The sequence below is a fragment of the Mesorhizobium sp. BR1-1-6 genome (genome assembly GCF_020165355.1).
GTDB lineage: Bacteria > Pseudomonadota > Alphaproteobacteria > Rhizobiales > Rhizobiaceae > Mesorhizobium.
Genome location: NZ_JAIUHZ010000012.1, coordinates 69,716 through 89,604 on the forward strand (window position 1 = coordinate 69,716; position 19,889 = coordinate 89,604).

The following is a 19,889-nucleotide window of genomic DNA, read 5'->3' on the forward strand; positions in this document are numbered from 1 at the left end:
TACACGGCTTGATACCGCTTGCAAGCCATTTTTGAATAATGTTATCCAGAAATGCGAAAGGAAAAGAATCCGGGCATGTTGACGCTCTACACCGCGGATTTCGAGGACGCCCGCCAACGCGACTGCGCACGCGTCATCGCCAGCCTGCACGAAGGCGGCGGCAAATCCCGCGCCGCACTTGCCGCCGAGTTGGACATGACCTCGATGGCGATCTCGCGCGCCATCGCCGACCTCGTCGGCAGGGGCATCATCGAGCAAAGCGTCGGCCAGGTGAGCGGCCGTGGCCGCCCACCGGCGCAAATCGTTTTGAACCCCGGTTGCGCGGGCGCGACCGTCCTTCTTGTTTCCAGCCAGGAACTGGTTGGCGTCCTTGTCGATTTCCGCGGAAGTGTCCTCGCCCGGCAAACCGCCCATGTTCCGTCCGACGCCGATTCGGCCCGCATGACCGCGACGATGCGTGACCTTGTCGCCGGTCTGCTCGGCAGCTGCCCGTCTGGCATGCGTCATGTCGGAACGTCCGTTGCCGTTTCCGGCATCGTGGACGTGAAGACCCGGACGTGGATATTGACCTCGCGATGGCCGAACGTTCGCGATTTCGACGTCGGCAAGGCGCTCGATGGCATCACGCCGCGCGTGTTCCTGTTTCGCCAACTGGATGTCGAATTGAGCGCCCGATACGCCGTGCCGGGCATGGAACGACTGGAAGGCGCCTTCATTCTTCATTGGGGTTGGGGCATCGGCCTGGCCTATCGCGGCAGCGACGATGCGCCGATGCGCCAGGGCGGCCCCTTCGGCGAAATCGGCCATTGGCGTTTCAACGTGCTCAAGGATCGCCCCTGCGGATGCGGCAACCGGGGCTGTCTCGAAACAGCAGCTTCGCTGTCAGCCCTGTTGCCGGTCATACGGGAGATATATCCGTGGGCTTCGGGGGAGGAGGAACTCCTCTCCAGCCAAATCGAGACGATGGAGCTGACGGATATTCCCGAAATCCGGGTCGCCGTCGATCTTATGGCGCGCGCGCTGGGGAACGCCTGCAGGCTGCTTTTCCCCGAGAAGGCGTTCATCACCGGCCCGTTTACCTGCAATGCCGGACTCTACGAACTTCTACGCTCCCGCTTCGAGGCGGAAGGATTGATCGGCACCTTGCGCCTGCCGACCCTGATCTCCGATCGCTCCAGCCTGGACTACGTCGTCCAAGGCGCCGCGCAACCGCTTCATGAAATCGCCGTTCGCGTGCTGCTCGGCACGCCGCAGGGGAAACCGAATGGCGCGGGGCGGAGCCGGCGGAATGGAAAGCGGCAAAGGCCGATGCCTGACGCGAAGCATCTGAATGATTGACGCTGCGGGTTCAGAGATCCGGGAGCAATCTCGATGCCCCACACCTCTCACGTCCTATGGAGAATGCTGCGACGCCGCTCGGGCGAAGCTCACTGCCTCGCGGAGGTTTTCGAGCCGGTTCTCACTAACGAGCCGCACAGCGAACAGCCGCATTTAGCATGTCGCCGGCGTTTTCTTCTTTAGGCCAGGAGCGCATTCCCGCGCCGTTCCATCTCTGCCGGATCGAGGTCCTCCCTCCACGACAGGAGCACCCAGACGTGGCCGAAGGGATCGCGCACGGTGGCGGAACTGGCGCCATAGAACATATTCGTGGGTGGCTGAATCTCTTCCGCGCCAGCCTTGACCGCGCGCCGCAGCAAGGTCGCGTTATCATCAGTGAAGATGTGAAGGCCAGCTGTGCAGCGACCAAGTGTCCGCGGCTCGCCGTATAGTCTCTCGTCCGGATCCCCGATCATGATCACGGCTCCGCAGATCAAAATCTCGGCGTGCATGATTTTGCCGCCTGGGTGGGCAATTCGGAACAATTCCATCGCTCCGAATGCCCGCTCGTAGAACGCGATCCCATCCGACGCCCCGTCGACGTAGATATGAGGGACAATCGCATTTCGATATCTCTCCGGTCGTTCAGTCATCTCGGTGTCCTCGCGCCAAATATCAGAGCGCTCGTTTGCGGTGCACAAGCCGGCGAAACACTCTTTATAAGACCCGGCGGAAGGCTCGCCTCAGTTCGCCCACCGCACCGCCGGAGACCATCAACCGTGCGTCGACACGATCCGTTCCGGGTTCCACGCGATCATCTGCTCGATTGCCGCCGAAGCCGGCGCCGGCTCGACTTGAAATTCCTCGAAAATCGAACGGTGCCTCTCTTTTCCAACACGGCAGGTCGGCAATCATCCAGGCCGACTCCAACCTGGAGACTGTCCTGATATTTCCGGCGATCAGCGGCTGGTGCCAGAAGGCGATATGGTCCTGCAAGCGATGGCCCTGGATAGTCGCCGGCATGAAGCACGGATGGCCGAAGGCGGTCGGAAGTCGAACGCCATCCGCGGCTGCTCGCCCCTAGACGCCGAGATGATGCTGCAGCAGCCCCGGCTGTGTCTTGAGCTCGGCGGCCGGGCCCTCGTGGGCGATATGGCCGTTGTTGATGATATAAACGCGGCTCGCGAGCGCCAGCGTCGCGGCGATGTTCTGTTCCACCAGCACGATTGTCTGCCCTGCCTGGGCCAGTTCGCGGCAGGCGCGCACCAGATCGTGCACAATGACTGGAGCAAGTCCTTCGTTGGGTTCATCAAGCAGAAGGATCTTCGGGTTGCGCACCAATGCACGGGCTATGGCCAATATCTGCTGTTCGCCACCCGAGAGATCCGTGCCCCGGCTGGTGCGCCGTTCCTTCAGCCGTGGGAACATCGTGTAGATACGTTCCAGCGGCCAGCGGTCGTCGGCGGTCAATCCGGCCAGAATGATGTTTTCCTCGACGCTCAGGCTGCCGAAGATGCGCCGGTTCTCGTGCACGAGCTGCATGCCTTCCCGAGCGATGCTGTGCGCCTTCCTGCCAACCAGCTCAACCCCGTCGAGCTCAACCGAGCCGGCTCGTGGCGTCACCACGCCCATCAGGCTCTTCAGCGTCGTCGACTTGCCCGCGCCGTTGCGCCCGAGCAGCGCCACGACCTCGTTTTTCTCGACCCTCAATGAGACGTCGAACAGAATGTGACTGTCGCCATAATAGCTGTTCAACGCCCTGACTTCGAGCAGGCTCATGCCACCTCTCCATGTACCCCGCCGAGGTAGGCTTCCTGCACCTTTGCGTTGGTCTTGATCTCAGCGGGCATGCCTTCGACCAGTACCCTGCCCTCCTGCAGGACGGTCACTTTCTCGACCAGCTCGAAGAGCGAATCCATGTCGTGGTCGATGATGATCATCGTGCGTCCACGCGCGATTGACTTGAGCAGCGCCACGGTCTCGACGCGCTCGCGCGGGCTCATGCCGGCAAGCGGCTCGTCAAGCAGGAGCAGGCTCGGCGACGTCGCCAGCGCAAGGCCGATTTCCAGCCGCCGCTTCTCGCCATAGGCCAGTTCCGAAACGGGCCGATCGAGCCGCGCCGTAAGGTTCACCAGCGCCGCCGTTCGCTCGACCTGCTCATTGAGACCGGGAACGCTGTGGATACTCTTGAACAGGTCAAGCCGGAACTTTCCACGCGCCTCGCCCAGCGCGGCAATCATCAGGTTCCGCCGCACCGTCAGGCGGTCGAACAGCTGGTTGATCTGGTAGCTCTTGGTGAGCCCGAGCTGGCACACCTCGGACACGCCCATGCCCGTAATGTCGCGGCCGGCCAGCATGATGCGGCCGGAGGTCGGCGCGATCTCGCAGGTGAGCATCTTGAAGAATGTGGTCTTGCCCGCGCCGTTGGGTCCAATGATGCCCCGTATCTCCCCATGATCGACACTGAAGTCGATGTTGCTGTTGGCTGTGATGCCGCCATAGCGTTTGGTTAGGCCCTGCACCTGCAGGATCGGTCCGGATGCTGGCGCAGTGCCATGCCGGCGCGCCGGCATCGGTTCGACGACCGTCACGACGTGCGGCGCACTCTCGACCGCGGTATTGGCCCGTTCGATGCGCTTGCGGCCGCCGGTCAACCCATAGAGATCGACGATCGCACCGACGATGCCGCGCCGCAGGAAGCAGACCAGCAGCACGAAAACGATGCCGAGCACCAACTTCCATGTGGCGCCGAGATGCAATGTGTTCTGGAAAAAGTCGCTCAGATACAGCCACACCGTCGCGCCCACCAGCGGCCCGAACAGTGTGCCAGCACCGCCGATCGCCGTCTGCATCACGACCTGGCCGGACGTGTCGAACATGAAAGCGTCCGGCGGCATGAAGCCCTGCATGACGCCCAACAGGCCGCCGGCAAAGCCGGCATAGATCGCCGCAACCACGAAGGCCGTGAGCTTGTAGCCGTGTATGTCGTGGCCGAGCGCCGCGGCGCGGAGCGGATTGTCACGGATCGCCGAAAGGATCGCGCCAACCGGCGAGCGTACGATGCGAAGTGCGACGACAATGCCCACGAAATACCAGAACGCCAGGAAGGTATACATCGTCCAGTCGGTGTTGAATTCGAGTACCGTGAAGCCGAGGTTGACGACCGGGGTTGGCACGCCAGGCAAGCCGTTCTCGCCGCCTGTGAATGCCGAGAGCGGATTGAACTCGACAAAGAAGAAGACTTCGGCGATGGCCACCGTGATCATGGCGAAATAGATGCCGGTGCGTCTCAGGGCGATCAGGCCGATCACATAGCCGACGACACCCGACACGACGGCGCCCATGACGATGGCAGCCATGACATAGGAGAAGCCGGTTTCAGTCAGGAGATAGGCGGCGAACATCCCGCCAGTACCGTAGAAGGCCGACTGGCCGAACGACAGCAATCCCGTGTAGCCGAACAGGATGTCGAAGCCGATCCCGAACAGGCCCCATATAAGGATACGATTGATCGTGCTGGGCGAAAAGCCGAGATGGGGCAGCACGAACGGCGCCAGGACGAGCGCCAGCGCCGTCAGAAGCTCGACAAGGAAGGGATGTTTGATGTTCATGGCGACCGCGTCTACTCGCGCCCTGCCGTGCCGAGCAGCCCGTGCGGGCGAAGCACCAGCACCAGAGTCATCGCCACGAACAGCATGACATAGGAATAACCGGGATTGAACATCGAGGTGATGCTGATGATTTCGCCGGCGATGAGGCCGCCGAGGATCGCGCCCGGAAAGGAACCGACGCCGCCGATCACCACGACCACGAAGGTCTGGACCAGTATGGCTTCCCCGACATCGGGCGCGATCGACACCACGGGTGCGTTGACGATGCCGGCGAAGCCGGCCGCCATGGCTCCGATGCCGAAGACGAGCATGAAGATCTTGTAGACGTCGATTCCAAGCGAATCGACCATTACCGAATCCTCGATGCCTGCTCGCACGATCATCCCGATGCGGGTGCGATAGAGCACGACATAGAGCATCAGCAGCGCCAGGGCGACGATGCCGAGGAGCGCCAATCGGTAGGTGGGATAGACCATGAAGCCCAGATGGGTGATGCCGACCAGCGAGGCGGGCGGCGGCACCGTGCGCGAGAGGCTGCCGAAGAAGAAGCGGATCGTCTCGACGAAAACGATGCCGAGCCCGAACGTAACGAGAAGCTGGTCCTCGAGCGGCCGCATGTAGAAATGGCGAATGATCAGCCGCTCGATCAACACGCCGACGATCATCACGAACAGCGATCCGGCCGCCACCGCGGCGAGGAATGAACCTGTGTAGGTGTAGGCGAGCCAGCCGGCATAGCCTCCGAGCATGAACATCGCGCCGTGGGCAAGGTTCAGGACGCCGAGCGTCCCGTAGATGATGGTCAGCCCGGAGGAGATCAGCGCCAGAAGCGCGCCGAGCACGAGCCCATTGAAGCACTGCGAGATGAAATTTGCCCAGTTGATCACTCTGTGCCCACCTTAATCATGAAAAATATGCCCTGCCCTCGCGCCAGCAAGGGTTTGGTTGACAAGTCGCGAACAATCGACATTCCACCGACCGCCGGGAGACGAACCGTCTGAGTCCAGCCAGAGCCAGTCCCGGTGCGAGCGCCTTCTCCACCCGTGGCGGGCGGAGAAGGCGCTGCGGGATATCAGGTGTAGCTGCCCAGGTTGCAGCCGAACTCGTCAGGCTTCTGCATCAGCGGCGCGCCATCGACCACCTCGACCACGTTCCAGTAGTCGTCGTCGCTCTTCATGTCCTTGGGGTCCTTACCCTGGACGAGTACGACCGGTCGCACGCACTGATGGTCTTCCGGCCGATAGTGAACGTCGCCGACGAGTGAAGGGATGGTCTCACTCTTCTCGTATTGCTTGATGACGTCCGGCGGATAGAAGCTACCGGCCTGCGACACCATGCGCGCCCAATGAGCGAAGCTGACATAGGCATTTTCGGCGCCCCATTCCGGCCGATAGCCGAACTTTTTCTGGAACGCGTCCACGAACTGCTTGGCGAGCGGATACTTGTCCTGCAGGGTCCACCAGAAATCGGTAGCGGCAAAAACGCCGGCTGTCAGTTCGGGGCCTACTTCCTTGGCAAGGAAGGGGATCTGGTAGGGGATGACCATCTTCATGCTCGGAGTCAGGCCGAACTGCTTGGCCTGCTGGATCGACAGCACCGCGTCGCGGCCCCAGTTGACGTTGACAATGAATTCGGCGCCCGAATTGGCGATGTTGGTCAGATACTGGCTGAAATCCTGGGTGCCTAGCGGCGAGACCTGGTCCGTCACCATCTCCCATCCACCCTGAGAGGTCAGGTAGTCGTTCACCGACTTGGTGACGGTGTGACCGTAAGTGTAGTCCGGCGTCATGAATGCCGCCTTCTTTCCCTTTCCGTAGGTCTTCAGAAGGATCGGGCCGATCGCGTTGGCTGCGGTCTGGCCGTAGAAGTTCTGGCGGAAGCCGTAGCGGACACAGTCCTTGCCTGTTGTGTCGTTTGAGCCGGAGATGCCCGCGACGTAGAGGATCTTCTCGCGCTGCGCGAATTTGTTGAGCGCAACCGCGACCGCCGATGAAGTCGAGCCAGTCATCAGGATGATGTTGTTTTGGTGGATGAAATTCTGCTCGAGCTCGACGGCCTGGTTCGGCTTGGCCGCGCTGTCGGCGGACAACAGCTCGACCTTCTTGCCGAGCAACCCCTTGTCGACTTTCGGCGCCAACGCCTTCATCAACTCATGGCCGTTGTTGATGTGGTCGACCGCCAGCTGCCAGCCCTTAAGTTCATCAGCACCCTGCACGGCATAGGCACCGGTAAGGGGCACCGCGGCTCCGATGTAGACGGTGTCGCCCGCCGACCCGGCCGGCCAGGTGCCTATCGCGGGCTTGTCGTCGGCTGCAAAAGCCGCAAAGCTGGATAAGGGCAGAACGGCACTACCGAGAAGACCTGCGCCCGCGTGCAGCATGGTGCGGCGGGATATATTGGAAGTATTTTCATCGTCGAGCGGCATCAGCTGTTCCTCCTTAGCGTGGAGCCGTCGGACGGCTCTCATTTGTTGTTCCCGGAAACCGGTTTTTCCAGCGAAACGCTGAAAATGGCCTATTTGCATGGGCATTCGCAGTGGCGTAGGCCTGCCAGTCAATACAACTTTCGTTTGATAATTCTGTTCATTGATCTGGATTAATAAGCATAGGAAAGTTTCGTTGAAGGTCATGAACATTTGGAGCATGGCATGCCGCTGACCGGCCACCCGATCGTGACCCGACTGACACGTGCAATGAAGCTGGATTCGCTAGACATCAAACGTCTTGAGGCAATCTTCGAGCGCGATCTTACCATTCGGAAACGGGAGGAACTCGTCGTTCACGGCTCCGAGTTCCGAAACCTGTGCTTTGTTAAAGACGGCTACGCGATCCGCTACAGGTTGCTGCGCAGCGGCAGGCGGCAAATCCTGAAGCTCATCCTGCCCGGTGATGTCATTGGATTCCCGGTCAGCTTTTTCGATCGATCCACTTGTTCGGTCGTTGCCGTGAGCGAACTGACCTACGCCGTCTGCTCGTTCGACGCGTACATTCGTCTCTGCTACGAGCAGCCCCAATTCGGTCTGGTGTTAAGTTGGCTCGCCGCCCAAGAGGCAGCGACTTATGCGGAACACATCGTCAATCTAGGTCGGCGCACTCCGATTGAAAGGTTGGCGCACCTTTTGCTGGAGATTCACGCGCGTCTCCTGGAAGTCGAACGCGCCGACGAAGCAAGTTTCGATCTGCCGTTTTCACAGGAAATCATGGCGGACGCGCTCGGGTTGAGCGTGCCCCATCTCAATCGCATCATTCAGCAATTGCGCGCCGAACAGCTTATCACCAGCAACGCGCGCTTCATCGACTTGACTGATCTTGCGGGCGTTCGAAGACTGGCTCAGTACCAGCCGATGTCCCTCGTTCCGATCCCGGTGCTGAAGCAGCGGGAATGAAAAGCGTCCCGTCGATCATATTAGCACCCTGCGTGAATTCCTTCACATACAAATCTCACCCGCGGCGTACAAGAGATGACAGAGCAGGCAATTTAGTCTCTCTTTCGGACAGATCATAAAGAAAATAGCAAAGATCAAGCCCGAAGAGGAAGTTGGTTTTTAAACTAAGCCAATTTCGTTCTCATCACGAATTTTGTGATGCCATCAACCAAAGGGAGAGAAACATGTATAAGATCATTACAGCTGCGTCTGCATTCTTCATCCTCACGGTGCCTTCGTTCGCGATCGACTCGACCTTCGTCCACAGTCTGCGAGCCGACAATGGTGACTTCGAAGCCCCGGGTGACTTGAAGGGTCAACATTCATTGGCTTCAGAAGAAGCGGTGTATGGCTTCCCGACCGGGTCGATCGGATTGCCTGGTGGCGCTTCGAACTCCAAGTGCATGGGGGTCAGCCCACACCAGTACGATCCTGTCAGCCCGGACTGCCGGAATTGATCCAGATAAGAGCGGTGGCTAGCGCCACCGCTCTGCCTCCTTGAGCGGGTACCGACTGACCGACGGACTATTGAGAAAAGACCCGACCATAGATCGCGCGACAGCCCGTGTTAGGTCCAATCGCCTGGGACGGCGTCAGGATGCTGAACGGAGGTTCCCAGTTCGTCGCCACGACAGGTGGAGGACTATCCCTTCATGCCGATCCGGTCTTCGTTGCGCAATCTAATTTCGCGGCTCTGATGCGCGCGCGCCGATTGCGAATGGCGACATCAGTCATCGTCCTGTGGCTCGGCGATGTGACGAAGCGCACCGGCGTTCCTTATGCGCAGGCCACCACGCTTGATTGCGATGATCGAACGGTTGCGCCAATCGTTAAGTGTCTTGTTGACGGACTCGCGCGTGGCGCCCAGGAACTCCCCCAGTTCGGACTGGGAGATCGGTATCCAACCTGAGCCATCCGCCATAACGCCGGCCAAAAAGACCAGTCGTTTTGCCAGCCTGGCCTCAATGCCGAAGAAAGCCTGATCGCCAAGTTCGCCGCTGACCCAACGCAGCCGTGCGCACAAAAGCTCTATCATGGCGCGTGCCAGAGGTGGGTTTTTTTCGATGCGATCGAAGAGCTGCTTCCGACCGAGCGAGGCCAGATCGCAAACGGTCAGGCAAGTGGCGGTTGCGGTGCGCGGGCGCGCGTCGAGCGCGCCGATCTCTCCGACCAAGCTGTGCGAAAGCTCGATATTGGCCACCAGCTTCCGGCCTCCCGGCGAATACATCGAGATCTCCACCGTCCCGCTCATCACCCCGTAAATACGATCGGATGGATCTTCCTGGACGAAGAGGATCTGGCCCGCCGCGTGGCGTTCAACCTTGCAGCCGCTGAAAAGAAGATCGAACAGGCGCGGATCGATCCGTGCAAGGCGCGGGAGATCATTTCTTTCGTTCGCGCCGCCAAAAGCCATGTCGCCCCCAAGTTGCCGATCGGATACTCCAACGCAGGAGAGTATCTTAGATCTTGTCTTGCCGGCGCCTCAGCTCGGCCGCAATGATCGACTGATCCCTGCGTAACGAGAGGCGCCGTGCAGCCGCGAGTGCTTGCCGCCAAGTAGAGACGGCGCGGTCACCGCGCCCGTCCAGCCAATGGGCCACGCCGACCCACAGCCCATACTGAGCGGTGCCGACAGGAAACGCGCGGCGGTAACGCTTGAGCTCATGCAGCGCTTGGCGCTCCCAATGGCGCCACTGGTCGTACTCGCGCGAGAGGCCTGCCTCCCTGCCGCGCAGAAGCACTTCGCACACGCCGGCAATGCCGGGCAGTGTGCTGTGCACAGTCGGGCGACGCATCTCGCGCAGCAGGCGTAGCGTCTCGACCACAGCCCGAAGGCTCTCAGCATGGAGCCCGACCCGTGCAAGCGCGAGCGCAAGCGACCCTTTGGCGGAGACCAAGTCGGCGAGATCGGCGGATCCGACCATAGCGGACGTGGTCAGCCGAAGGATGTCGACCGCTTCACGGGGGCTATCCGTGTGGAGCACACACAACGACTTGCATCGGAGCGCCCAAATCTCTTGCTGGAGGTTTCCGCTGTTCTGCGCGCGGGAGAGCAGCGCCTGGGCGGTGTACTCCAGCGCACCCGATTCACCGCGGTAGTACATTGACCAGAAGCGCATGGCCTGGGCGTTGCACCAACTTAGTTGATCGCCCGCCTTTAGACACAGCTCTTGAGACTGATCCAGACGACGATCTACCATCAGCCAGTCGCAGCGGCCGATGCGCCAGAGCGCATCGAGATTACACAGGTGGGCATGGACCGCTGGATCGGCGAGCGCAGTCACCACCCGTTCTGCCCTTGCCATGAAGTAGTTGCAAGCGCGCCGGCGCCCCAGAATTCCCAGCCCGCATGCCAGTTGGGCGGACGCGATCACCATCTCCATGGTGAGCCCCGTGCGCTCCGCATGGGCGACAGCCGCGACGGTGTGGGAAAACGCTCGCGAAAAGCGAAGCTCGAAATAGTCCACGACCGCCGCCTGGTTAAGGCAGCGAGCTAGTTCTCGCTCCCAGGAGTCCAGCACACCACCCTGAGTTGACCATAGCGAAGGAGGGAACACTTGTTGGAACGCGAGCCGCATTCCACCCCCAAGCAGCCGCATCAAAAGGGCTGCCGAGGAACGTGGAACCGGCGTGCCCGCCAAGGTGAGGGCGCGCCTCACCGAAATGCCCTGAGCATGGAGGTCGCCACGACTGTAATGGGCCTCGCCGAGCTGCCTGCGCCAACGCACCGACTGAAGTCTTTGCTCAGCACTCCAAGGCTGCTTCGACTCGTATCTCAAGCAGATTTCCAGAAACGCCTCGACCTCTCGAAACGCACCGACCTGCAGCGCCTTGATTGCTGCCAAATTGGCATATCCAACTGCCTTGAAATTGTTTCCGGCGGCCTCAAAATGCTGAACGAGGGCCGCGACATCCGCGCCCATGGCGGCCGACTGGCTCGACTCGATCCAAGCGGCCAGAGCTGCATGAAGTCGCTGTCGCACTTCACTGGGAATTGAGCCATAAACGACGTCTCGGATTTGATCATGACGGAACTCGTAGTTCCCTGATCCAGTGCCCTGACGCGCGAGATGCGCCGCCACGAGCGACTCGACAGCTGCACCCACACCGTCGTGATCCAACTCGCCCTCGAGCAACGTCGCCAGGGCCTCGCCGGTAAATGAACGCCCGATCACGGCCGCAGCCCTGAGAACGTGCTGGACTGAGGTCTCCAATCGATCAACGCGCTCCCGAATGACCCGATCGACACCTTCGAAATATCGAAGGCTCTCGAGCGGGCGGATCGGACACCACAAACCATCGCGTATGGCGATGAGCCCCTGGCTCTTTAATGTCAGCGCTATCTCCTCGGCGAAAAACGGATTGCCACCGGCTAAGGCCGAGACCCGGCGCGCCAGTTCGCCATGTGGGGGCACATACCCGAGCGTGCGGGCGACCAGTTCGCAAATCGACGCCTCGCTGAGTTCCTCAAGATCCAGGATACGACACAGGCGCGCGGGATCGTCAGGTTCCGTTCCGGATGTATTCCTTCTTGTGGCCTCGGCTCGCCTTCGTAGGTTTTTTAACTCCTCCGGAACTTCGTCCGAGCGTACGCACAGGACCAGAAGCAACGAGGACAGAGATGAGAGAACCCACTCGACGAGGCGCCACGATGCCGAATCCAGCCACTGACTGTCCTCCAGGACCAATGCCAACGGGCGCGGTGCCAAGTTATCCATGAGATCACCCAAAAGACGCATGGTGGCATCAGCGCGATGAGGTCCCTCCAGATGTCGCGTCCCGTCGTTTTGGGGAATTTCGATGCTCAGAACATCACCTAGCAAGGGCAGTCGCCCAACGAGCGACGAGTTGCCTTGAACCCGTTGTGTGACGACATCAAGCACCGCAAATCCATCGCTGTCGGACGGTAGGCCGAGAAGGGACACAAGCACCCGCCGCCATGGCAGGAGCGATGTCCGGCGATCGTCACGTTCGGCGCGCGCGGTCAAAACCTCGATTGCGGTTGAGCGCAGTTCGTCCGTGAAAGCTCTGATCAAAGCGGTTTTTCCAATGCCCGACTCACCCAAGACAACGAGCAAACGCCTGCCTCCACGGCGGGTCTCCTCGAACGTACGTTTCAGGAACTCCAGCTCGCTCTGCCGACCAATCAGCGGACTAAGAGGTTGGACCGGGGCGCGCGGATCCATGGGACAAAATACCGTTGCCATGTCCCCAAGTCCGTCCAGTTGCAACGTGCCGTGTTCTTCGAACCAAAACGCCGTCCGGCTGGCTCGCTCTGTTGGTGCATCGCAGAGAACGTTTGCCGATGCCGCCGTCATAAGCCGCGCCGCCCGATTCACGGGCGCGCCGATCACCATCAGCTGGCGCCGGCGTGCGCTTCCGACAACACTAAAAAGCGCATCGCCGGTAGCCACGCCCATCGACGCGGAGAGGCCCAAGCGTTGGGCCGTCAGACGGATCGCGCGAGCAGCATCGACGGCACGGCAAGGATCGTCGCGGTGGAAACTGCCTCGCGCTCCGAACGTCGCAAAGAAAATCAGACCTTTGTCGTCGAAGAGCAACTCGCCGGCCGGCCCACCGCGCGAACGCAGATCCTCCTGGAGGGTCGCGCATAGCAATTGATAGCGCGCAAGCGCCTGAGGTTGACGATGGTCAAGTCCGGCAATTCGCGCGAAAAGGGCGGTGATCGGCCTAATCTCCGCCAGGGCGTCTAAGCGGGCGGTCGTTGGACGATCTTCTTCGGAACGGATGGCAACGGCGCTGTCCGCGGCAACTGAGCGCAAGTCGGCTTCGGACAGCAGGTCCCTGAGCTGCAAAGGCAAAAACCTTGCCAGCCAGCCCGGAGGCGGAGAAGCCAGCGTAGGCCGACTGCGCCGCGATTGAGACGGCTGCGCAAGGGCCAAGTTGGCTTTGTCGGAAAGTACATATTCCCATCGGCGCGCAGCCGCTTGGGACTGAGCGGCCTGCATGATGGCATCTCCCCCTGCAAAGAGCGTCCAGACCGGCTGGCCGCCCAAAGCCGCCGCCCAGAGGGGCCCCGCCCCTACTCCAACATGCAGCGCGGGTGCGATTTCAGCTGTTCCGTCCTCCAAACGCTCGTTCTGGCCGCCGCAGATTGCCTTGGCACAGGCTGTCGCCGCTCGCACCGCGCTTTCAAGTCCGCGGACATCCGCCGACCAGTAGGCTAGCAGTTCGTCGCCAGCGAGGTACAAAATCTCGCCTCCACGATTGTATACTTGCTCTACGCATCGCGCGTAGGAGTGACTAAGCAGGCTCGGGATTCTTTCAAGTCCTTCTTGCCCCCGTCGTGCTAGTTGCTCGACCAAGGCCGTGTATCTGGACACATCGACAAACACCACTGCAGCCGGGAATTCGACGGCTACTGGGCCATCCGCTCGAAGTGCGTGAATTCTACCGAGTAATTCCAGCGGCAGAAAACTCTCAAGTAGCTCGCAAGTACCCTCCATGGGTTCCTTCCCGCAGCCGTGCCCATGGTTTCAGGGCAGAGAAAGGCACCGCCGACCGCGCACTTACTAAAGGGAATGAATATCGCCCCGATAGATTGCGTGACTTCCTGACGTTACACCAAATTTCGTATATGATTGATATCTAAATTAGGGAGGACGCATTGCCTGTACACATCAAGGCAGCGCCGGAGCCGCCACGTGCGACGGCTTGGCTCTCGCACCGACTCGAGACATTGGTCCACGATTTTCCGCAGATCGCCGATAGGGAAAGGACAACCGTCAAGGGCGGATATGACTTTGATGTTGCCATCGTTGGCAGCGGCTATGGCGGCTCGGTGGCTGCCGCCGAATTGAGCGCCTGCAAGGATGTGCAAGGCCAATCTTTAAAAATCTGCGTACTGGAACGCGGCAAGGAGTACCTGGCCGGAATGTTCCCTTCGCGATTGGCCGATCTGGGCGGCCACGTCCGCTTTGCCACCCCCTTTGCGAAACGCCAACGCGGCGTGTTCGATGGTCTTTACGACTTGCGCTGCAGCGACGACGCGGTAGCTCTCGTCGCGTGTGGCTTGGGTGGAGGCTCATTAATTAACGCCGGCGTGATGGAGATGCCGCTGCCGGCGATTTTCCGGGAAGCACGCTGGCCCACCAAAATCCGCAGAGATACGACGCTCACAGAGACGGCTAAACGGCTGGGCGATTGGCTGGGAGCCAAGCCGATACGTGTCACCAAGCCTTTCCTGGCCAAGTCCGAAGCAATTAGAAATTTGGCTGGTGGCAAAGCACGACCCGCTCACATAACCGTCGCTTCCGATTGCCACACCAACCACGCCGGGGTCGCGATGAGCGAATGTCGCCGTTGCGGCGACTGCGCCACTGGTTGCAACTACAATGCCAAAGAATCCCTCGACCTGAATTTGTTGCGGCTGGCTCGACAAAGCGGAGTACGAATCGTCACTGGCGCCACCGTCTTGCGCGTTTTGCGCGCGGGCGAAGGATGGCAGTTGGACGTCAATCACACCGACGGCCATCTACGCGATAACCAGCGGAAGCCGTTCGCGCTGCTGGCGAGGCGCGTGATCCTTGCAGCAGGCACATTCGGCTCGACGGAAATTTTGATGCGCTCGCAAATCCGCGGGATAAAGTTCTCCGATCAGCTGGGAAGCAAGTTCTCCGCCAATGGTGACATGCTCGTCGTTGCCCATGATTTGGCGGCACGGGTGAATGGCGTCGCTGACGAAACCGAGAATCCGGCCCCAAACATCAAAAGCGAGGATTGCGGTCGCGCGGTCGGCCCGACGATAACCGCAATGATCGATCTGCGCGACGGCAACGCGGCTACTGACCTGGTGATCCAGGATCTTGCCGTACCGGGACCGCTGCGCCGCTTATTTGAGGAAAGCGCCACCACATTCGATGTGCTCAATCGCGTCGCCGATGGCGACTGGGCGAAGCATGAGCCGAATCCTTCACGGGCAGACGATGCAGCCGTCAATCCAGCCGCCATCACCAACTCCCTGGTGTTGGCTATGATCGGCCGCGACGACGCGGAGGGAGTACTGGCGCTAGGGCCCTCGATGCAAAACAGCGCCGATGAGAAGCAAGACGATCCTGAAAAAATGCTCGCCGACGGGATGCTCACGGTGCGCTGGCCGGAGTTGCGACTGGACCCCCGGCTGGAGAACCATCATGCGCGCCTTGGCAAGTTGCTTCGAGAGTCTGGATTGGGCGGACGGCTGGTGAACAACCTGTTGTGGCGACCTTTGTCCGACAGGCTCGAAGCCGTGTTCGGTCGCCAACGCGGGCCGCTGCTGACGGTGCATCCCCTTGGGGGCTGCGCCATGGGTGACGACGTTCGCCAAGGCGTGACCGATCATTGCGGCCGCGTGTTCGATGCCGCCGCGGTCGGCCTCAGACGCACTCACGAAGGGTTGATCGTGCTCGATGGCTCGGTCGTGCCCACGTCGCTGGGCATCAATCCCGCCTTGACCATAGCCGTTCTGGCATTGCGAGCGATCACCGAGCTCAAGGAGGAATGGCAACTCAGTGGCGGCCGTTTGACCAATGCACCCTTGCCTGGGAACTCTCGTGGCGAAACGCGGCCGATATATTCCACGCCGCGGACGAACCCTGCGCCTACGCCTACCAGCATCGAACTGACCGAACAGGTGCGCGGCAAGGTCCCTCTGGCTATGCGCGGCAACGGTGTGAAACCACACATGGTCGAACTGACGCTAACCACCAAGCCGGTGGTGCTCACCGATCTCTACGCGCTGCAAACGCCCCGTGGACGGTGTTTGCCGATTGCCCATGGTCGGCTGCGCATTCTGCGTGCAGGAAAGGAGTTCGACCCCATTGCAGATCAGGCCTATGAAAGCCATGTTGCGCTCGAGGCGGAGATCTCGGGATCGCTCCACCTGTTCGATCTGGAAAAATCGCGCCCCGTGCCCCGAATGCTGCGCGCTATCCTTGCGTGGGCGCTCAACCGCGGGATGCGCGACTTTGCTTACCGCTTGGTCCGCCAGGGCCAGGAATGGTTGCGTTTCACGCCGCCTAGCGGAGGGGCATCCCATCTCAGACTGCTCGACATTCTGCACCTGTGCTCGCGTGCGGGCGGGGTCCGCCTGATCGAATACGATTTGCACATCGACAAGGTTGTCGAGCCGGAAGATCTCGGCACGGGCGCGAGGTTCGACAGCTCTCTGTTCACCCAGAAGAAAATCAGAGCGGTGAAGCGGCTCACCTATGCGCGCGGCGCCAGCCCTTGGCAGCAATTGATGGAGATGTCGGTCGAAGTTTTCCCGCAGATGAGCAAGACCGTCATTGGCAAGAAGCTACCGTCGCTAGAGCTAAACAAACGATACCTGGCGCGGCAATCGGTGCCTCTGCTGCGGATAGTGGGGCAGCAAGACCGTGTCGCGGCACTGGCAGATCTGGCCTCTTTCATACTCTACGGTTTTCGCGTCGTGCTTCAGATACATGCACTGAGTTTTCGCCGCCCCGACCCGCCATCTGCGCGTGAACCACAACGGTTGCCCGGGGCGGTGCCGGGCTTACCTGCGCCCCAAATCGACTGGTTGACCTTGAAAGGTCAGCTCAGCCCGCCGATCCGCATTCGCCTGGCCCGCTATGACGGCAGTTCCGCAAAGGTGATCGAGAAGGGCGTCCCGAAACGCCCCGTCTTGCTCATCCATGGTTACAGTGCGAGCGGCACCACATTTGCTCATGCTGCCGTACCCGGCAACCTCGCTCAATCGCTGTGTGATGCTGGGCGCGATGTCTGGGTGCTCGATATGCGATCGAGTTCAGGCCTGACTACCGCCACAGGCGGTTGGTCTTTTGAGGAGATGGCGGAGAATGACATTCCGATCGCCGTCCAACACGTGCTGGCTGCGACAGGGCAGGAAAGGCTCGATGTCGTCTGCCATTGCATGGGCGCGGCAATGTTCAGCATGGCAGTGCTTGGCGAGCATGATCGAAGGAATCTGCACAATAAGATCGGGCGCGTGGTGTTTTCGCAAGTCGGCCCGGCAATGCTGTTGAGTTCGGCAAATGTGCTCGCCGCATATGTGATGCGATATGTACGTTATTTTCTTCAACTTGAAGACTATGTGTTTAGTCCGCATGGCGATATCTCGCTCGCCGGTCAATTGCTCGACAGAGCGCTCTCGGCAATGTGGCTGCCGTCCGACGAGTATCGGCGCGAGAATCCCCTCTGGCCCCCAGGCAAAGCGACGCCTTGGGTCGGCACAAGACATCGGATGGACGCGCTCTATGCACGCACCTTCTCGCTCAACAATCTCTCTGACCTCGTACTCGACCACATCGACGATTTCTTCGGCCCGCTCAGCGTCGAGACAGTCTCGCAGGTCATACATTTTGCTGGCTTCAACACCGTGACCGATCGCGCCGGCATAAATCGTTATGTGCTGCCGGACCGGGTGAGGGATCGACTGAAGTTCCCGATGATGTCGATCCATGGAGCGGAAAACGGTTTGGTCGCCCCCTCAACGCTAAGACTGATGCGAAATATGCTCAAAGGGGCCGGCGTGCCGCATTTGAACTCATCTCTGCATGCGGTCGAGGCGGTGCAATCGGAGGAAGAAATCAGGGATCTTATTGACAAAAGCGGCCAGTTCCTGGCGCTCGGCCAACCGTCCTACCTGACCTGGTGCATTGCCGGCCACGGTCATCAGGATTGCCTGATCGGCAAAGACGCCTCGTCGATCTGCGGCGTTATAGCGAAATACCTCGGAATGCCGGATATCTCCGATATGCCGGGCCCCTTGGAGGACAAGCCATGACACATTCTCTCCCCTCTGAAGCCAGGGCGCCCGCCTTCGGGGTGCGCGTAGAGGTCGAGGCGGGCAAGATCCTGGTGCAAGCGGCCGATAGCGGAGGGCGGGGCTTGCCTCATGCAGCTTTCATTGTTCCCGTCTACGCAAAGCGCGACCGCCTGCACATGATCGGTCCGCCGGTTACGAGCCGCGGCGACGAGAAAGGACAGAGGGACGATAGCCTCTATAATAGTCTTCCGCATTACTATATTAAGCAACCCGCATCTCCTTACGTATTTGAAGTTCCGCTCCATGAGTGGCCTGAAGCGCAGCAGGTACTGGTCTTGCTGCTGTACGTTCAGGCGCAGGGTATTGGCGGCTTGGCTCGGTTACCGAAACTGCCCGACGCGGCGGGATCACCACCTGAAATCCTCGACACAGGTTCGCATGCCAAGAACGCGGTGAAGAGGGCCGCCGAGGCTATTCGGTATGCGCTCGAGACTGACACATTGGATGATTTGCGAGGTGGCCTGATCGTCGGCAGGCCTGGAAGGTCGCACAGAAGCCATCGGCACAAGAGCGATGCCCGCGCGGTATCGAACCTTTCATTCGCTCTCGCAAGTTGCCAATACCCCAGTGATTTCCTCGACCACATGCCCGACGGTCAGCATGCGACACGAGGGCCCGCGGATGCGTCTCTGCTCGCGCTCGGCGATCTACTGGGCAAACCCGGCGCCCCAACGTTGCTGCTGCTGGCCGGCGATCAGGTATATATCGACGCTACGGCAGGGCTTTTCGACCCTAAGGTAGTCAACGACCGATTCCGAATACCCTACGAACGCCGGGGCCAGAGCCGCGGTGTGAAGGCGGTGATGCAGCGCTTGGACATGGCGGTTGAAATGATGCTGGACGATCATGAGATTCGCGACAATTGGGCAAAAGACCCCGACCCGGCGATGCGCAAGAATGATATCGTCATAAAGCCTGGGAAACTGGCTTACTTCAGGTACGAACGTGGCAAGACCGAGGTGCTGGAAAAGCGCCTGCCGGCACACATCTGGCGAGACGATTTAACCCACAACGGTATGCCATTCTTCCTTTGCGACACGCGCACCGAACGTCAAGGACGGACGGTTTCGAACTGGTGCGAAGCGCGGATCATGGGTTCAACGCAATTCGCCAAACTTTGTGAATGGCTTACCAAGCCTGAACACACCGAAATGCCCAAATTTGTTCTCACATCCTCGGCAGTGCTGCCGCGGCGGCGGGAGGTGGCCGAGGCCCCCACTTGTGCCTTGCGTTCGGACGCGTGGGATGGATACCCGTTTTCCTTACATAAACTGCTCAGGTTCGTGTGCAACAAGGAAATAAAGGGACTGGTATTCCTGTCGGGTGACGAGCACGTGAGCAGCCTGGTCACCGCTCGTGTAACAAACAGCAAAACCGGCAAGCAGAGCATCCTGCATTGTATCCACAGTTCGGCGCTGTACGCGCCATATCCGTTTGCGAACGGAACTGCCGACAATTTCCAGGCCAATGAGACTTTTTGCTTTCCCGATCCCGATCCTGAGCAGGGGCCGTATTGTTGCGAGGTGCAGACAAGTTTCGCCCCTGGCGACGGTTTCGCGCTTGTAACGACATGCCGCCGCCGTTCGCATTGGCGTCTGGATGTCAAGTTCCACGACAGCGGGGGGCTCAAGGAGAACGGAACCTTCACGCGCGACCTAGAGTAATAGCTGCGCGTGAAATAAGGCTTCACTCAGTTTTTCTCACTATACCAAGCGGCCCGCGCTCG

13 protein-coding genes are annotated in these 19,889 nt (G+C 60.3%); 5 read left to right on the forward strand and 8 right to left on the reverse strand.

Going from position 1 to position 19,889, the window contains the following annotated elements; translation table 11 throughout:
- Positions 1-75: 75 nt before the first annotated feature.
- The gene (locus tag LB545_RS21220; RefSeq protein ID WP_181172103.1) at positions 76-1,338 is read left to right on the forward strand and encodes an ROK family transcriptional regulator; all 1,263 of its coding nucleotides are present in this window, start codon (positions 76-78) and stop codon (positions 1,336-1,338) included.
- A 179-nt stretch (positions 1,339-1,517) separates the two neighbouring features.
- Here LB545_RS21220 and LB545_RS21225 read toward each other — a convergent pair whose 3' ends face one another.
- From LB545_RS21225 to LB545_RS21250, 6 genes are all read right to left on the reverse strand, one after another.
- Complete coding sequence (locus LB545_RS21225) at positions 1,518-1,970, reverse strand: VOC family protein (RefSeq protein ID WP_140498475.1); 453 nt, start codon at positions 1,968-1,970, stop codon at positions 1,518-1,520.
- Between the two features lie 64 nt (positions 1,971-2,034).
- Positions 2,035-2,313 carry a hypothetical protein gene (locus LB545_RS21230; RefSeq protein ID WP_140498476.1) on the reverse strand — a complete coding sequence of 93 codons (279 nt, stop codon included), beginning with the start codon at positions 2,311-2,313 and terminating at the stop codon, positions 2,035-2,037.
- An 84-nt stretch (positions 2,314-2,397) separates the two neighbouring features.
- Positions 2,398-3,096, reverse strand: coding sequence for an ABC transporter ATP-binding protein (locus tag LB545_RS21235; protein ID WP_224705784.1), 699 nt, complete (start codon positions 3,094-3,096; stop codon positions 2,398-2,400).
- Complete coding sequence (locus tag LB545_RS21240) at positions 3,093-4,928, reverse strand: ABC transporter permease subunit (protein ID WP_140513457.1); 1,836 nt, start codon at positions 4,926-4,928, stop codon at positions 3,093-3,095. Before LB545_RS21240 ends, LB545_RS21235 begins: the two co-directional genes overlap by 4 nt.
- A gap of 11 nt (positions 4,929-4,939) precedes the next feature.
- On the reverse strand, positions 4,940-5,815 hold the full coding sequence (locus LB545_RS21245) for a branched-chain amino acid ABC transporter permease (RefSeq protein WP_140561321.1): 876 nt from the start codon (positions 5,813-5,815) through the stop codon (positions 4,940-4,942).
- 185 nt (positions 5,816-6,000) lie between these two features.
- Complete coding sequence (locus LB545_RS21250) at positions 6,001-7,353, reverse strand: substrate-binding protein (protein ID WP_224705807.1); 1,353 nt, start codon at positions 7,351-7,353, stop codon at positions 6,001-6,003.
- Between the two features lie 222 nt (positions 7,354-7,575).
- Between LB545_RS21250 and LB545_RS21255 the strand changes: the two genes are divergently transcribed.
- Positions 7,576-8,313: a Crp/Fnr family transcriptional regulator gene (locus LB545_RS21255; protein WP_224705786.1), complete on the forward strand. Its 738-nt coding sequence runs from the start codon at positions 7,576-7,578 to the stop codon at positions 8,311-8,313.
- Positions 8,314-8,537: 224 nt separating this feature from the next.
- The gene (locus tag LB545_RS21260) at positions 8,538-8,810 is read left to right on the forward strand and encodes a hypothetical protein (RefSeq protein WP_140498482.1); all 273 of its coding nucleotides are present in this window, start codon (positions 8,538-8,540) and stop codon (positions 8,808-8,810) included.
- A gap of 269 nt (positions 8,811-9,079) precedes the next feature.
- On the opposite strand, the gene LB545_RS21265 is transcribed toward LB545_RS21260, so the two are convergent.
- Both LB545_RS21265 and LB545_RS21270 read right to left on the reverse strand, forming a co-directional pair.
- Positions 9,080-9,766 carry a Crp/Fnr family transcriptional regulator gene (locus LB545_RS21265; RefSeq protein WP_224705788.1) on the reverse strand — a complete coding sequence of 229 codons (687 nt, stop codon included), beginning with the start codon at positions 9,764-9,766 and terminating at the stop codon, positions 9,080-9,082.
- 46 nt (positions 9,767-9,812) lie between these two features.
- Entirely contained in the window at positions 9,813-13,565 is a 3,753-nt protein-coding gene (locus tag LB545_RS21270) for an ATP-binding protein (RefSeq protein ID WP_224705790.1), read from the reverse strand.
- Between the two features lie 416 nt (positions 13,566-13,981).
- Between LB545_RS21270 and LB545_RS21275 the strand changes: the two genes are divergently transcribed.
- Entirely contained in the window at positions 13,982-18,121 is a 4,140-nt protein-coding gene (locus tag LB545_RS21275; RefSeq protein WP_224705792.1) for a GMC family oxidoreductase N-terminal domain-containing protein, read from the forward strand.
- A complete protein-coding gene (locus LB545_RS21280) occupies positions 18,118-19,827 on the forward strand; it encodes an alkaline phosphatase D family protein (protein ID WP_224705794.1) in 1,710 nt (569 codons plus the stop codon). The genes LB545_RS21275 and LB545_RS21280 overlap by 4 nt, the downstream gene beginning before the upstream one ends.
- Positions 19,828-19,889 lie beyond the last annotated feature (62 nt).

Bases quoted from the DNA above. Each gene is read 5' to 3' on its own strand.
- LB545_RS21220 (WP_181172103.1), top strand. From the start codon at position 76: ATGTTGACGCTCTACACCGCGGATTTCGAGGACGCCCGCCAACGCGAC.
- LB545_RS21225 (WP_140498475.1), bottom strand. From the start codon at position 1,970: ATGACTGAACGACCGGAGAGATATCGAAATGCGATTGTCCCTCATATC.
- LB545_RS21235 (WP_224705784.1), bottom strand. From the start codon at position 3,096: ATGAGCCTGCTCGAAGTCAGGGCGTTGAACAGCTATTATGGCGACAGT.
- LB545_RS21240 (WP_140513457.1), bottom strand. From the start codon at position 4,928: ATGAACATCAAACATCCCTTCCTTGTCGAGCTTCTGACGGCGCTGGCG.
- LB545_RS21250 (WP_224705807.1), bottom strand. From the start codon at position 7,353: ATGCCGCTCGACGATGAAAATACTTCCAATATATCCCGCCGCACCATG.
- LB545_RS21255 (WP_224705786.1), top strand. From the start codon at position 7,576: ATGCCGCTGACCGGCCACCCGATCGTGACCCGACTGACACGTGCAATG.
- LB545_RS21260 (WP_140498482.1), top strand. From the start codon at position 8,538: ATGTATAAGATCATTACAGCTGCGTCTGCATTCTTCATCCTCACGGTG.
- LB545_RS21265 (WP_224705788.1), bottom strand. From the start codon at position 9,766: ATGGCTTTTGGCGGCGCGAACGAAAGAAATGATCTCCCGCGCCTTGCA.
- LB545_RS21280 (WP_224705794.1), top strand. From the start codon at position 18,118: ATGACACATTCTCTCCCCTCTGAAGCCAGGGCGCCCGCCTTCGGGGTG.